General features: G+C 67.5%; 11 protein-coding genes. 5 read left to right on the forward strand and 6 right to left on the reverse strand.

Annotation, left to right across the window (positions count from 1 at the left end; all coding sequences use genetic code 11):
• Positions 1 to 53: 53 nt before the first annotated feature.
• The 4 genes from adhP to ACQKDV_RS00235 all read left to right on the forward strand — a co-directional run bounded on the left by adhP (position 54) and on the right by ACQKDV_RS00235 (position 4972).
• Positions 54 to 1082, forward strand: a complete 1029-nt coding sequence (gene adhP, locus ACQKDV_RS00220) for an alcohol dehydrogenase AdhP (protein WP_427781796.1) — start codon at positions 54 to 56, stop codon at positions 1080 to 1082.
• A gap of 70 nt (positions 1083 to 1152) precedes the next feature.
• Entirely contained in the window at positions 1153 to 1530 is a 378-nt protein-coding gene (locus ACQKDV_RS00225; protein ID WP_427781797.1) for a DUF779 domain-containing protein, read from the forward strand.
• 126 nt (positions 1531 to 1656) lie between these two features.
• Positions 1657 to 2052, forward strand: a complete 396-nt coding sequence (locus ACQKDV_RS00230) for a hypothetical protein (protein WP_427781798.1) — start codon at positions 1657 to 1659, stop codon at positions 2050 to 2052.
• Positions 2053 to 2170: 118 nt separating this feature from the next.
• Positions 2171 to 4972, forward strand: a complete 2802-nt coding sequence (locus ACQKDV_RS00235) for a TonB-dependent receptor (RefSeq protein WP_427781799.1) — start codon at positions 2171 to 2173, stop codon at positions 4970 to 4972.
• Between the two features lie 42 nt (positions 4973 to 5014).
• Here ACQKDV_RS00235 and ligD read toward each other — a convergent pair whose 3' ends face one another.
• From ligD to ACQKDV_RS00250, 3 genes are all read right to left on the reverse strand, one after another.
• Positions 5015 to 7477 (reverse strand): DNA ligase D, encoded by a 2463-nt coding sequence (gene ligD, locus ACQKDV_RS00240; protein WP_427781800.1) that lies wholly within the window; start codon positions 7475 to 7477, stop codon positions 5015 to 5017.
• 3 nt (positions 7478 to 7480) lie between these two features.
• Positions 7481 to 8407, reverse strand: a complete 927-nt coding sequence (locus ACQKDV_RS00245) for a Ku protein (RefSeq protein ID WP_427781801.1) — start codon at positions 8405 to 8407, stop codon at positions 7481 to 7483.
• 99 nt (positions 8408 to 8506) lie between these two features.
• Complete coding sequence (locus ACQKDV_RS00250) at positions 8507 to 8905, reverse strand: hypothetical protein (RefSeq protein WP_427781802.1); 399 nt, start codon at positions 8903 to 8905, stop codon at positions 8507 to 8509.
• A gap of 148 nt (positions 8906 to 9053) precedes the next feature.
• On the opposite strand from ACQKDV_RS00250, the gene ACQKDV_RS00255 reads away from it, so the two are divergent.
• A complete protein-coding gene (locus ACQKDV_RS00255) occupies positions 9054 to 9377 on the forward strand; it encodes a hypothetical protein (RefSeq protein ID WP_324806151.1) in 324 nt (107 codons plus the stop codon).
• 83 nt (positions 9378 to 9460) lie between these two features.
• Here ACQKDV_RS00255 and ACQKDV_RS00260 read toward each other — a convergent pair whose 3' ends face one another.
• The 3 genes from ACQKDV_RS00260 to ACQKDV_RS00270 form a co-directional block, all read right to left on the reverse strand.
• The gene (locus ACQKDV_RS00260) at positions 9461 to 10849 is read right to left on the reverse strand and encodes an ATP-binding protein (protein WP_427781803.1); all 1389 of its coding nucleotides are present in this window, start codon (positions 10847 to 10849) and stop codon (positions 9461 to 9463) included.
• Entirely contained in the window at positions 10842 to 11579 is a 738-nt protein-coding gene (locus tag ACQKDV_RS00265) for a response regulator (protein ID WP_427781804.1), read from the reverse strand. The genes ACQKDV_RS00260 and ACQKDV_RS00265 overlap by 8 nt, the downstream gene beginning before the upstream one ends.
• A 61-nt stretch (positions 11580 to 11640) precedes the next feature.
• Positions 11641 to 13941, reverse strand: coding sequence for a TonB-dependent siderophore receptor (locus ACQKDV_RS00270; protein WP_427781805.1), 2301 nt, complete (start codon positions 13939 to 13941; stop codon positions 11641 to 11643).
• Between the last annotated feature and the right edge of the window lie 8 nt (positions 13942 to 13949).

Genomic DNA, 13949 nt, shown 5'->3' on the forward strand with positions numbered 1-13949 from the left:
CGGGCATGGGGCCGGCGCCATCCTGTCTGCAAGCGCACTACGGAGAAATTCGCATGAATAGAACCATGAAGGCCGCCGTTGTACGTGAGTTCGGCAAGCCGCTGGTCATCGAGGAAGTCGTGGTACCGCGCCCGGGGGCGGGCGAGGTACTGGTCAGAATCGAGGCCTGCGGCGTCTGCCACACCGACCTGCACGCCGCCGAGGGCGACTGGCCGGTGAAACCGAACCCGCCGTTCATCCCCGGCCACGAGGGCGTGGGGCACGTCGTGGCCGTGGGAGGCGGGGTAGGTCATGTCAAGGAAGGCGACAGGGTTGGCATCCCCTGGCTGTACTCGGCGTGTGGCCATTGCGAACACTGTCTGGGTGGCTGGGAAACGCTGTGCGAAACGCAGCGCAACACCGGCTACTCGGTCAACGGCGGCTTCGCCGAGTACGCACTGGCCGATGCCAACTATGTCGGCCTGCTTCCCAAGGAAGTGGGTTTCGTGGAGATCGCGCCGGTGCTGTGCGCCGGCGTGACCGTCTACAAGGGCCTGAAGGTTACCGATACCAAACCCGGTGACTGGGTCGCCATCTCCGGCATCGGCGGGCTGGGCCACATGGCGGTGCAGTACGCACGTGCGATGGGCCTGAACGTCGCCGCCATCGATGTGGACGACGGCAAGCTGGCACTGGCCCGGCGGCTGGGCGCGCAGGTCACCGTCAATGCGCGCACCACCGACCCGGCCGCCTTCCTGAAGAAGGAGATCGGCGGTGCCCACGGTGCGCTGGTCACCGCGGTATCGCCCAAGGCCTTCGAACAGGCGCTGGGCATGGTCCGCCGGGGTGGCACGGTCTCGTTGAACGGCCTGCCGCCAGGCAACTTCCCGCTGGACATCTTCGGCATGGTGCTCAACGGCGTGACCGTGCGCGGCTCGATCGTCGGCACCCGCCTGGACCTGCAGGAATCCCTGCAGTTCGCCGCCGAAGGCAAGGTCGCCGCAACGGTCAGCACCGACCGGCTTGAGAACATCAACGACGTGTTCGCACGCATGCACGCCGGCAGCATCGAGGGCCGCGTGGTGCTGGACTTCGCCGCCTGACCATCCCGCGCACGGCTGCCGCGTCCGTCCCCCTCTCCCACGGGCGCGGCGGCTGTGCAAGGGGCCAACCATGAACGACCTTCCGCACCAGGTCATCGCTACCCTCGCCGCGCTGCAGCTGATTGAAAAGCTGCGTGCGCGCCATGGCCCGCTCCTGTTCCACCAGTCCGGTGGCTGCTGCGATGGCTCCTCGCCGATGTGCTTCGCACAGGGCGACTTCATCATCGGCGACCGCGACGTCTGCCTGGGCGAGATCGGCGGCGCGCCGTTCCACATCAGCCCCTCGCAGTTCGAGTACTGGAAACACACCCAACTGATCATCGACGTGGTTCCCGGGCGCGGCGGCATGTTCTCGCTGGAAAATGGCGAGGGCGTGCGCTTCCTGGTGCGCTCGCGGCTGTTCAGCGATGAAGAGTTCGCCGCACTGCAGGCCGCAGGCAAAGCCTGAGCGCATGTAGAGCCGAGCCCATGCTCGGCTGCGTTTGCCCGTAGAGTCGAGCCTGCTCGACTGCTGTTGGCGAATCAGTCGAGCAAGCTCGGCTCTACGCAGCCCGCAGCGCCGTACAATGCGCGCATGCCCGAGGTGCTCAAGACCGTTTTGCTGTCGATCGTCGCCCTGGCCGGCGCACTGCTCGCGCTGGCCCTGGTCAGCAGTGCCGGCGGCTGGCTGCCGTCGCTGTTCGGCCTGCATCCCGGCAGCGAGGCCCAACTGGGCTGGGACCTGTCCTTCACCGTGCTCGGCGGCATTGCCGGCATCGCCTTCGCCACCTACTACGCACCGTGCTGGCCACGTGCACACGGCACCTCGATCTGGACGCTGCTGGTGGTTGGCAGCGGCTATGGCCTGTGGGTGATGGGCGGCGATTTCCCGCGCTGGTTCGCCATCGCGCTGCTGGTGTCACTACCGGTGCAGCTGCTTGGCGGCTGGTGGTTCGGGCGTCGTCCTTCCCGCAGCGCAACACAGGCTTAACAATTCCCCTCTAGGCTCGGTGCCCGCCGAAGGTCGGCAACGCGGCGCAGGGGCCTGCACCCACGGATAAAGGGGCGGGCGCGGCGTAAGACACCACAGGGAACCGGGAAATCATCCGATGCGTTACCAGATCCGGGAGGCCGCCGCTGCGGCCCCCCATGCGAAGCTTTTGTCCCGCGCCGTGCATGCGGTGCTGATCGGCGGCCTCGCCGTACTGCCCATCGATGCAATGGCTGAAGACGCCGCCGATGGCGATACCCGTGAACAGCTGCAGCAGCTGGATACCGTCACCGTCTCCGGCAGCTATGCCAAGAGCCTGGAACGCGCGGTCGACCTCAAGCGCGCCAACATCGGTTTCTCCGATTCCATCGTCGCCACCGATGTCGCCGATTTCCCGGAACAGAACCTCGCCGAGGCGCTGCAGCGCATGCCGGGCGTGACCATCGAGCGCAACAAAGGCCTGGGCAGCAAGGTCAGCGTGCGCGGCCTGCCCAGCGAGTTCACCCTGGTCTCGATCAACAACCTGGCCACCGCCTCGGGCAGTGGCGGGCGCGATGTGCAGTTCGACATCTTCGCCGCCGACGTCGTGCAGACGGTCACCGTGCAGAAGTCGCCGACCGCTGCCGACGAGGAAGGCGGCATCGCCGGTTCGGTCTACATCGAAACGGCCAAGCCGTTCGACTTCCCCGAGCCGAAGTTCAGTGCGTCGGCCGAAGCTTCGCACAATTCGATCAACGGCAGGATCGATCCGAAGATCTCCTTCCTCGCCAGTGACACCTGGGGCGACTGGGGCGGCCTGGTGTCATTCTCCAAGGCCAAGCGCAGCAACCGCACCGATTCCAACTCGGGCATCAACTTCCGCCCGATGGGCCGCTTCCTGGAAGCGTCAGGCACGCGTGGCTCGCAGGCAGCGGCGGTGCTGGCGCGTGATGCCGGCATCGTCGTGCAGGACCGCATGGACAAGGACGAGACCAGCCGCATCATCTTCCAGGACAAGGTCGGCGACCGCGTCTACCTCAACGAGCAGGACCAGTGGGGCGCCACCGCGTCGCTGCAGTTCAAGCCCAGCGATACCTTCTCGCTCAGCTTCGATGCGATGTTCGGCGGCTATGACACGCATGAAGACGAGTACGATGCCGCCGCCTACTCGGCGTCCAGCCGCAGCACGCTGGACCGCATCTACGACTACGACACCACCACCCTGGGGGCCTACGGCATCACCGTGCTGAAGGACGTGGCCTACACCGCCACCCAGCACGAGATCCTCAGCAAGGAACGCAACGCCAACACCGACTACCGCCAGTTCAGCAGCAAGATGGACTGGAAGGCGGGCGGTTGGGACATCGATGCGCTGGTCGGCTACTCCGGTGCGCGCAGGGATTCGGACTACGCCAACCTCAAGCACGTGGCCTACGCGCCGTCGCGCACGCGCTGGACCCGCAACGGCGGCGAGACCGTGCCGAGCACCAGCGGCGGTTTCGACATGTACAACGCGGCGGACACGTACCTGTTCGAAGCCTACGAAACCGAAGTGGAACAGGTGAAGGATGACAAGTACGCCGCGCAGCTCGACCTGCGCCGGCAGATGAACCTGGCGTTCTTCCCGGCGCTGAGCGCGCTGCAGTTCGGTGCGCGTTACACCGACAAGACCAAGGAACGCGCGTTCGGCAGCGGCAAGATCCAGGGCCCGAGCGCCGGCAGCACCGCGTGGGTGAACACCCGCACGCTGGCCGACAGCAACCCGATGTGGATCAGCCAGCTGGCACCGGGTGGCGCCTACCGTCCCAGCGACCTGGACTGGCAGCAGATCTCCAATGCCTACGCGCGTGCCACCTTCCGCTACCCGGGCTATGAGACGCCGATCGATCCGGGCCAGTACTACGAAGTGAAGGAAAAGACCCTGGCGCTGTACGCCATGGCGGACTTCTACTTCGACATCGGCAGCGTGCCGGTGTACGCCAACCTGGGCGTGCGTTCGATAGACACCGACGTCGATTCGGCCGGCTTCCACCCGGTACAGAACGCCGATGGCAGCAGCGGCTACACGCCGACCCCGATCTCCAGCAGCGGCGATTACAGCAGGATCCTGCCCAGCTTCAACATGACCGCCGAGATTGCCGACGGCCTGGTGCTGCGGGGTGCCGCGTCGGAAACGCTGATGCGTCCGTCGCTGACCGACATCGCCTACCGCCGCACCGTCAGCTGGAGCAGCTTCCGCTTCATGGACGGCAACCCGGCGCTGAAGCCGACCACCGCCAAACAATGGGAAGTGGGCCTGGAGAAGTACCTGCAGAACGGTGGCCTGCTGGCCGCGTCCTACTTCTCCAAGAGGATCGACGGCGTGGTGCGGCAGTCGCTGACCGGTATCGTGCCGAACGTCGAGAAGCTCAACGCCAACGGATCGCTGGACGGCTACTACGACTTCGAGGTGTACCAGCCGGTCAACGCCGACGGTTCCTACAAGGTCACCGGCGTCGAGCTGGTCGCGCAGCTGCCGCTGTCGATGCTGCACCCGGCACTGGAAGGCTGGGGCATCAATGCCAACTACACCCAGCTGGACAACTCGCTGACCGGTGCGTCCGACCTGGACATCCCGACGCCGCCGGAAGGCCTGGCCGAGAAGGCGTACAACTTCACCCTGTACTACGAGAACGACCGCTTCAGCGCGCGCGCCTCGTACAACTACAAGGACAAGTACGTCGAGTACATCCACCTGAACATGTATCCGGTCTACCGCGATGCCTATGGCCAGCTGGATGCCTCGATCGGCTTCCGCCTCAATGACACCTGGAAGCTGAACCTGGAAGCGATCAACCTGCTGGACGAGAAGACCAGCGGTTACACGATCGACAAGGCGTTCCCGACCCAGTACGAGTTCTCCGGCCGCCGCGTCACCTTCGGCATCCGCGCGGACTTCTAAGCCACGCTGCACTGATCTGGTAGCGCCGGGCGTGGCCCGGCGCTACCGATTACCGGTCTGCAACACCTGTTGCAACCGTTCCATCCCGCGCCACGGGTCATCCTTCAGGCGCTTCGCGCGTGCCAGCGCCTTGTCCATCGGGAAGGCATCGGCGGCGCTCACTCTCGCCAGCTCCTCCCAGCGCAGCGGCACCGCCACGCCCGCGCTCTCCCGCGCACGCAGCGACCACGAACACACGCTGGTGGCACCTCGCGTATTGCGCAGCCAGTCGATGAAGATCACGCCCTCGCGCCTGGCCTTGCTCATCGTCGCCACGTAACGGTCGGGCTGTTCCAGCGCCATCGCCTGGGCGAAGGCTTCGCAGAATGCCTTGGCCTGCTCCCAGTCCGCCTTCGGCTGCAGCGGCACCACCACATGCACGCCCTTGCCACCGGACAACCGCACGAAGCTCTGCAGGCCCACCTGCAGCAGGCGGTCGCGCACGTCGCGCGCACCCGCTTTCACCTTGGCCCAGCTCACACCTTCCCCGGGGTCCAGGTCGAACACCAGCCGGTCCGGATGCTCGGGGTCGGCCACCGTCGCGCCCCACGGATGCAGCTCCAGGGTGTTCATCTGCACCAACTGCAGCAGGCCGCGCGCATCATCGATGTAAACGTGATCCTCGCGGCCGCTTTTCTGCTGCAGCGCCACGTCATGAACTGCATCACCCAACCCAGCGCCGTGGTGCTTCTGGAAGAAGCAGGCCTTGCCGACGCCATCCGGACAGCGCAGCAGTGACAGCGGGCGGCCGGCGATCTGCGGCAGGATCCAGCGTGCCATCTGCCGGTAGTAGTCGGCCACATCGCCCTTGCTGAGTCTGCGCTGCGGGTACACCACCCGCTCCGGATGGCTGATGGCCACCGCTGCATCATCGCTGCCCGTGGCCTGCATCACGCCCAGGTCCTGCGTCTGCTTATCGCTGCGCAGACGCCTGAAGCTGGCCTGGCGCAGCAGCCCTTCCTTGCCCCAGCCACGGGAGGCCACTTCGGCCACCACCACCGGTTTCACCCAGCGCACGCTGGCCGCGCGGAAGGGAACATGCGCCGGCAGCTCCAGTACTGCTTTCTTCACCGCCAGCGGTGCCAGCGCGCTGCTCAGCGCCTTCAACGCCGCATCGTCGAAGCCGGTGCCGACCCGACCGACATAGCGCAGGCCACCGCCATCGGGTGTGGCCAGCAGCAGCGAACCGAAGCCGACCCGGCTGCCCTTGGGTGCGGTGTGGCCGACGATGACGAACTCGTCGGTGTCTTCGTGCTTCACCTTCACCCAGCTGCGCGCACGGGCGTCCACGTAGGGCGCATCGACCTGCTTGCTGACGATGCCCTCGAAGCCGGCCTCGCCGCTGGCGGTGAATACCGCAGGGCCATGGTCGATCACGTGGTCGCTGAAGGCCAACGTGCCCGGCCCAGGTCCGATCAGGTCCTTCAGCAGGGCCTTGCGTTCCAGCAGCGGCGCGCGGCTGATGTCCACGCCAGCCACACCGGGCAGATCGAACACGAGGTAGCGCAGGGGCTGTTTCGAGCTGCCATCGATGACACGCTGCAGGGCCGCGAAGTCGCTGCGCCCCTGCTTGTCGAGCACGACCAGTTCGCCGTCCAGGCGCGCATCACGCACGGGCAGTGCGCGCACGGCCTGGGCGACTTCAGGGAAGTCGTCGGTCCAGTCCAGGCCATTGCGCGAGCGCAGTTTCACCTCGCCCTCGTGCAGATCGGCCAGCAGGCGGTAGCCGTCCCACTTGATCTCATGCAGCCAGCGTTCGCCATCGGGTGCGGTGTCGCGATGATCAGTCAGCTGCGGCTTGAATCCGCGCGGATACGGATGGTCACGTGCACCGACCAGCTTCAGCGCGCGCGCATGCCAGCGTGCCTCTGCCTTGCGGGGAACAGCGCGCGCGGCCTTCTTCCCCCGCTTTGCGGCGGCCCTGGGTGCGGGCATGACGTTCTCCAGAAGATCATCGGCCTCGGCATCACGCGCGTCGGCATCGTCACGCTTGATCAACAGCCACTGCACCTGCCGCCCTTTCATGGCCGTGCGCACCAGCTTCCAGCCGCCACTCAAGCGCTGCCCATGCAGCACGAAGTCGAGCTTGCCGTCGGCCAGCGCCTGCAGCGGGTCGCCCTCGCAGGCCCAGCTGCCATGGTCGAACACCTGCACGTGGCCCGCGCCGTAGTGGCCTTCGGGAATATCCCCCTCGAAGCCGGCATAGGACAGCGGATGGTCCTCCACTTCCACCGCCAGGCGCTTTTCTCCCACCCGCAACGACGGGCCCTTCGGCACTGCCCAGCTCTTCAGCACGCCGTCCATTTCCAGGCGGAAATCGTAGTGCCGCGAGCTGGCGTGGTGCAGCTGGATGACGAACTGCGGGCGCCGCTTCGGATTGCCTGCGGCCGGGCCATCATCCGGCTCCGGCGTCTGCCCGCTGCCACCGCCAAGACGGCGCTTGCGACGGTACTGGTGCAGCGACATGGCTCAGCCTGCCTTGCGCCGCAGTGCGGCCTTCTTCGTCGCCTTGGCCTTGCCGGCGGGTTTCTTCGTGGCTTTCTTCGCAGCCTTCTTCGCCGGTGCCCTGCGCGTCGCGGTCTTCTTCGCCGGCGTGCGCTTGTTGGCATCCAGGCTCTTCTGCAGCAGCGCCATGAAGTCCACCACGTTGGTGGTGGCATCCTCGTGCGCCACCGGTTCTTCTTCCACCTGGGTGGTGCCGCCCTTGGTCTTGATGCGCTTGTTCAACACCTGCTGCAGGCGCTCGCGGAATTCATCGTGGTACTGCGACGGGTCCCAGTCGGCGGCCATCGATTCGATCAGCTGCCCGGCCATCGCTGTTTCCTTGGCGGTGATGCGGTAGTCGGACAGGCTGCCGGTGGGCAGTTTGTAGTCCTCCGGATCAACCAACTCCTGCGGGTAGCGCAGGATCATCAGCACCAGCGCGTGGCCCTGCGGCATCACCGCGCACAGGTATTCGCGGGTGCGCACCACCACCCGCGCGATGCCTGCCTTGCCCGTATCGCGCAGTGTTTCGCGCAGCAGCACGTAGCCCTTCTCGGCCTTCTTTCCGGGCAGCAGCAGGTAGGGCTTCTCGTAGTAGCGCGGATCGATCTGGCTGGCGTCGACGAAGGCCTCCACCTCTACCGTTTCATGGCTCTCCGGCGCGGCCGAGCGGATATCGCCTTCTTCCAGCACGACATAGCTGCCCTTGTCGTACTCGTAGGCTTTGACGATGTCCTTCCAGGGCACTTCCTCGCCGGTATCGGCGTTGACCCGTTCGAAGCGGATGGGCTTGCGGTCACGCGAATCGAGCATGCGGAACTGCAGGTCGACCTTGCGTTCGCCGGACATCAGCGACACCGGCACGTTCAGCAGGCCGAAGGAAAGGGTACCGGTCCAGATCGGGCGGGCCATGACGCGCACCTGCATTGCGGCGGGGCGGCCAGCTTGGGTCGCCCACCGTGAAACGGCCGTGTCGGCCCCGTGCAGGACGGGTGGCGCGCGGCGATGGGTTTACTGCAGCAATGGCCGCACCGCGGCGGTGGGAATGTGGTCCAGCGCGCGCCAGGCGTCTTCCACCACCGGCCGCGCCTGCGCCCAGCCCAGTCGCGACTGTCCGCGCATCTGTTCCCAGTGTGCAGCCAGTTCCTCGCAGGTATCGGCATCACCCCCGCGTGGCCAATCGGCCGCGTGCGTGGTCAGGGCGAAGGCATACACCGGGCATAGGTCGCGCCAGTTGCGGTGGCCGCTGACACGTCGCCGCTCGTAATCATTGAGCATGTACTGCAGGTAATCCTGCGCCACGGCCTGCGGATCTTCATGGCGGCGGGTACGGCGCGGGGGCGTGCGCGGGCCCAGCGGGTCGAGCAGGGCGTTGAACACGGACGGGGCGGGGCGTTCAAGACGGGCCATGGCCGACTCCTGCAGCAGGGCGGGTGGGCAGGAATACCGGCGGTGCCGTTATCCAGCCGTGACAGATGTGTTCATGACGCCGGGTTCGCAGCGGCTTTACCTGCGCCGCGCTGTAGTGGAGTCCCCCGCCAGACGCCAGGTATTCGCCATGTCCCACCGTGACCCGCTGCGCCAGACCCATGCCCCCGTGCCGGGCGAATCCCGCGCCAAGCACGACCTGGCCGATGCCGAGGACCGTGGCGCCGGCATGGACGTACCGCACGAGGACGCGCTGCCGGTGGTCCGTCACCCTGAACAGGCAGCCCAGGACCGCAAGGACTGCGGGGACCGTCATCGCGGTGGCCAGGAAAGCCCGCTCAAGCGTCGCGAGCGCAAGCAGCACGCCAGCGACAACCAGGACCAGGCGCTGGAAGAGACCTTCCCGGCCAGCGACCCGACCTCACCGTTCGTGCCGGCCAAGGCGCCGGATTGACCGGGTAGCGTCGAGCTTGCTCGACTGCCGTTGGTAGCGTCGAGCTTGCTCGACTGCTTCAAGACAGTCGAGCAAGCTCGACTCTACGACTGCGGCAGGGTGATCCGCACGCACAGCCCGTGGCCGCCGTCGCCATCTTCCAGCGTCAGCTGGCCGCCATGCGCCTGTACCACCGCCACCGCGATGCTCAGGCCCAGTCCGGTGCCTCCATGGCGGGCACTGCGTGATGCCTCCAGGCGCTGGAACGGCTGCAGCATCCGCTGCCGTTGTGCCGCAGGTATGCCCGGGCCCTGGTCGGCGATGCGGATGTGGATGGCCTCGGCATCGCTCCACGCGTCCACCTGCGCACCGCCACCGTAGCGCCCGGCATTGTCCAGCAGGTTGGCCAGCGCGCGCTTCAGGCTGCGCGGGAATCCGGGACAGGCCACGCCCACCCGGCCCGTCAGCTGCACGGCATGGCCGGCCTCGCGTGCATCCTCGACCACCGTGCGCAGCAGCGCGTCGATATCAATTGGCTCGCGGTCGCCGCGCAGCTGGGTGGCGCTGCTGTAGTCGAGTATCGAATCGACCAGCTCCTGCATGTCGTCCAGATCGGCGCGCCAGCGGGTGCGCGCGGCCTCGTCGGCCAGCAGTTCGGTGCGCAGGCGCAGGCGGGTCAGCGGCGAACGCAGGTCGTGCGAGACCGCCGCCAGCAGTTCCTCGCGGCCCTGCGCGGCCTGCTGCAGCTGCTGCTGCATCTGGTTGAAGGCCTGCGCGGCCTGGCGCACCTCGCGCGGGCCCTCCACCGGCAGCGGTGGCGCATGCAGGTTGCGGCCCAGGGCCTGCGCGGCTGCACCCAGCCGGGTCAATGGCCGGGTCAGCCATCGCACCACCAGCAGGGCCAGCAGCACGATCAGCAGAGTGCGCAGGCCATAGATGCGCAGCAGGTAGTCACCCAGCGCATGTGCCGGTTCCAGCTGCAGGCCGGCCTGGCCTTCGCGCACGTCGAACTGCAGCCAGTGCCCCTGCACCGTGCGCACGCGCAGCTGGAACTGGCCGGCGACGTGGCGCGCCGACAGCACCTTGTCATCCTCGCGTCCCTGCGCGTCGTACAGGCGCAGGCGCTGCAGGTGCAGCTCGCGCGGCGTGCCCAGTTCGCCCTGCAGCGATGCGCGCAGCAGCTGCTCCACCGCGCGGTCACGTGCGCGAAGGGAAACGTGGCCAGCATCCTCGACCGCCCGCACCTGCAGGTCGGCCGTGGACAGCACGGCGGGGTCGGCACCGGCCAGCGGCGAGTCAGGGGCTTCCAGCAGGCGCAGGGTCTGCGCCACGTGCGCGGCGGTCAGCCGCGCGGGTATCTCGGCCACCCGCTCATAGCGGGCGTCGTGCCAGACGGTGCCGGTCAGCAGCTGCGCCAGCAGCATGCCCGCCACCAGCACCAGCACCAGCCGCCCGTACAGGGTGCGCGGCCAGGCCAGGCGCGCCTCAGCCATCAGCCTGCACCGGGCCGGCCAGGCAGTAGCCACGATTGCGCACCGTGCGGATCAGCAGCGGCGCGCGGCTGTCATGTTCCAGCATCTGCCGCAGGCGGCTGATGCACATGTCGATGCTGCGGTCGCTGGGCAGGCGGTCGCGGCCGTAGACCTGTTCCACCAGGAAATCGCGCTCGAGCACTTCGTCAGGATGGCGCAGGAACAGCTGCAGCGCGCTGAAGTCGGTCTCGCCCAGCAGGTGGCGGCGGCCATCATCGGCCTGCAGCAGGTGGGTGCGCGCGTCCAGCGTCCAGCCGGAAAAACGCAGCCGCCCCACGTCCACCGTAGCGGCCGGGGCCGCCTGCGCGGGCGCCTGCCGCCGCAGTACCGCACGCAGCCGCAGCAGCAGCTCGCGGGGGTCGAACGGCTTGGCCATGTAGTCATCGGCGCCCACTTCCAGGCCGAGGATGCGGTCGGCCGGGCGGCCACGCGCCGTCAGCATGATCACCGGCAGCGTGGTCTGCGTGCGCAGCTGCTGGCACAGGGCCAGGCCATCCTCGCCGGGCAGCATCAGGTCCAGCACCACCGCGTTGAACGTGTCCGCAGCCAACGCCGCGCGCATGCCCTCGCCATCGCCGGCGACCACGGTGTGCAGGCCGTGCTGCCCCAGGTACTGGCCCAGCAGGGCACCGAGATCCGGATCGTCGTCGACGATCAGGATGCGGGCGGGCGGTGTGGAGGACTCGGCCATGCGGGCATCTTCCCAGATGCGGCACCGGCCTGCAGGGCGCAGGCCGGTGCCACGGCGACGCTCAGAAACGCGCGCGGATGCTGAAGGTGGTGGTGCGCGGTTCGCCGAAGATCAGCCCGTCGTAGAAGCCGTACTGGGTGTAGTACAGCTTGTCGGTCAGGTTGTTCACGTTGACGGCCAGCTGCACGGTGTCGGTCAGGGCGTAGCGCGCCATCAGGTTGACCAGGGTGTAGCCGCCCATCGGCAGGTTGCTGGCATCGTACTGCCCGCCGCCCAGCGGGCGCCCCGGGTTGGTCGACATCACCGTGCCGCTCTGCATCGACAGGCCACCGCCCACGGTCAGCTTCGACAGCGCACCGGGCAGGGTCCAGGAGGTGTTCAGGCGCAGCAGGTGACGCGGATCCTGCTGGTAGGACAGGCCGTCCACCTGCAGCCAGGTGTAGCCGGCATACACGTTCCAGCCCTGCGCCAGGCGGCCGGACACTTCCAGGTCGGCACCCTTGGACACCACGCCGTCCACCGCGCGGTAGATGGTGAAGCCGGTGTCCGGATGCACTTCACCGGTGCTCTCGGCCACGTTGTTCTGCTCGTTGCGGAACACGGCCAGCGCGGCATTCAACGCACCGTCGGCCCACTCGCCCTTGATGCCGGCTTCGTAACTCTTGCCGGTCACCGGGTCGAGCAGGCTGTCATTGGCATCACGCACGTTGCCCTGCGGGCTGAACACATCGGTGTAGCTCACATAGGCCGAGTAGTTCGCAGCGAAGTCCCATACCAGGCCCGCGTACGGGGTCACCACCTGCTGGTCGCCGCTGGCGGCACTGCGGGTACGCACGTCGGCCTGGGTGTAGGTCTGGGTGTAGGTCTTGTAGTTGCTTACGCGGGTGCCCAGCACCAGCGACAGCGGCTCGGCCAGGCTGAAGCGGCCGGCCAGGTAGCCACCCAGGTTCTGGGTGATGGTCTTGGTGCGGGCCGGGGTACGGAAGGTCTCGAACGGCGCGTAGCTGCCGTCCCAGGTGCGCCAGTCGTCGATCGGCAGGCCGACCGCGCGGTATTGGCAGCCGCTCCACGGGGCGACGCCGGCGATGCTGCAGTTACCCAGCGCGGCGCTGAAGCTGTAATCGGTGATCTCGCTGCGGTAGCCGTTGAAGCCGGCCATCAGCTGGTGCTCGCGACCGAACAGCTGCAGCGGGCCGCTGACACTGATGTCCAGGTTGTCGCGGCGCGTTTCCGATTCGCTGTGGATGGCATTGAGGAAGGCACCACTGCCATCGGGGTTCCAGAAGCCCGCGTAGCCTTGGCCGCGGGCAGCGTTGTTGACCTTGGCCACGCCGTAGTTCGTGTAGCTCTCGCCGCTGTCATGGGCGAACGCCACGCGCAGCTTCCAGTCCGCGCCCAGGCCCTGTTCCACGCTGCCGAACACCGAGGTGTTGTCACGCTTGGCCACGCTCCAGTCGGCCGCCGGGTTGGTGCTGCGCGACAGGTGGGTGCGGGTGCCATCGGCCCACCAGATCGGCACGTTGCTGCCCCACGAGCTGCCACCGTTGCGGGTGCGCTCGTACTGCACGCCCAGGTTCACCACGGTGGCATCACCCAGGTCAGCCTCGAAGCTGGCCAGGCCGCCGAGGCGCTGCACGTCCTCACGCTGGCGGAAGGTATCCGAATCCTCGGCACTGACCACGAAGCGGCTGCGCACGCGGCCATCGGCGGTCAGCGGCACGTTGACGTCGCCCATCAGGCGGCGCTTGTCATGGCTGCCCAGGGTCAGCGAGGCGGCACCACCGAACTCACGGGTCGGGCGCTTGCGCTCCAGGTACACCGTGGCCGACGGGTCACCGGTGCCACCGAGCAGGCCGTTGGCGCCGCGCACCACCTGCACGTGGTCGTACAGGTCCATGTTCAGGCCGGCACCGCCGCCGCTGAAGCTGCTGGCGCCGTTGATCAGCATGCCATCGACCTTGAAGTTGCCGACGTCGAAACCGCGCGCACGGAAGGTGGTGCGGCCGGCGTTGTCCAGCGAATAGGTGGTGATGCCGGTGGTGCTGGTCAGTACGTCATCGATGGATTCGATCTGCAGGTCATCCATCTGCTGGCGGGTGACCGTGGTCACCGACTGCGGGGTCTGCCGCAGGCTCAGATCCAGGCCGATGGCGGCCTTGCTGATCGGCAGGGTGTAGCTGTCGGCCTGCGACTGGCGGCGCGCGGTGACTTCCAGACCATCCAGGGTGGTCGGGTTGGCATCGGCGGGGGCTTCGGCATGGGCGGCCAACGGCAGCGCCAGAGCGATGGCGAGCGCGATGGCGCGCGGGCACGGCAAGGCAGCGCGCGGCAGGCCCGCGCGGGTGAGGGCATCGGCAATCACAGGGGAGT

Source organism: Stenotrophomonas sp. NPDC077659 (assembly GCF_050268705.1).
Lineage (GTDB): Bacteria > Pseudomonadota > Gammaproteobacteria > Xanthomonadales > Xanthomonadaceae > Stenotrophomonas.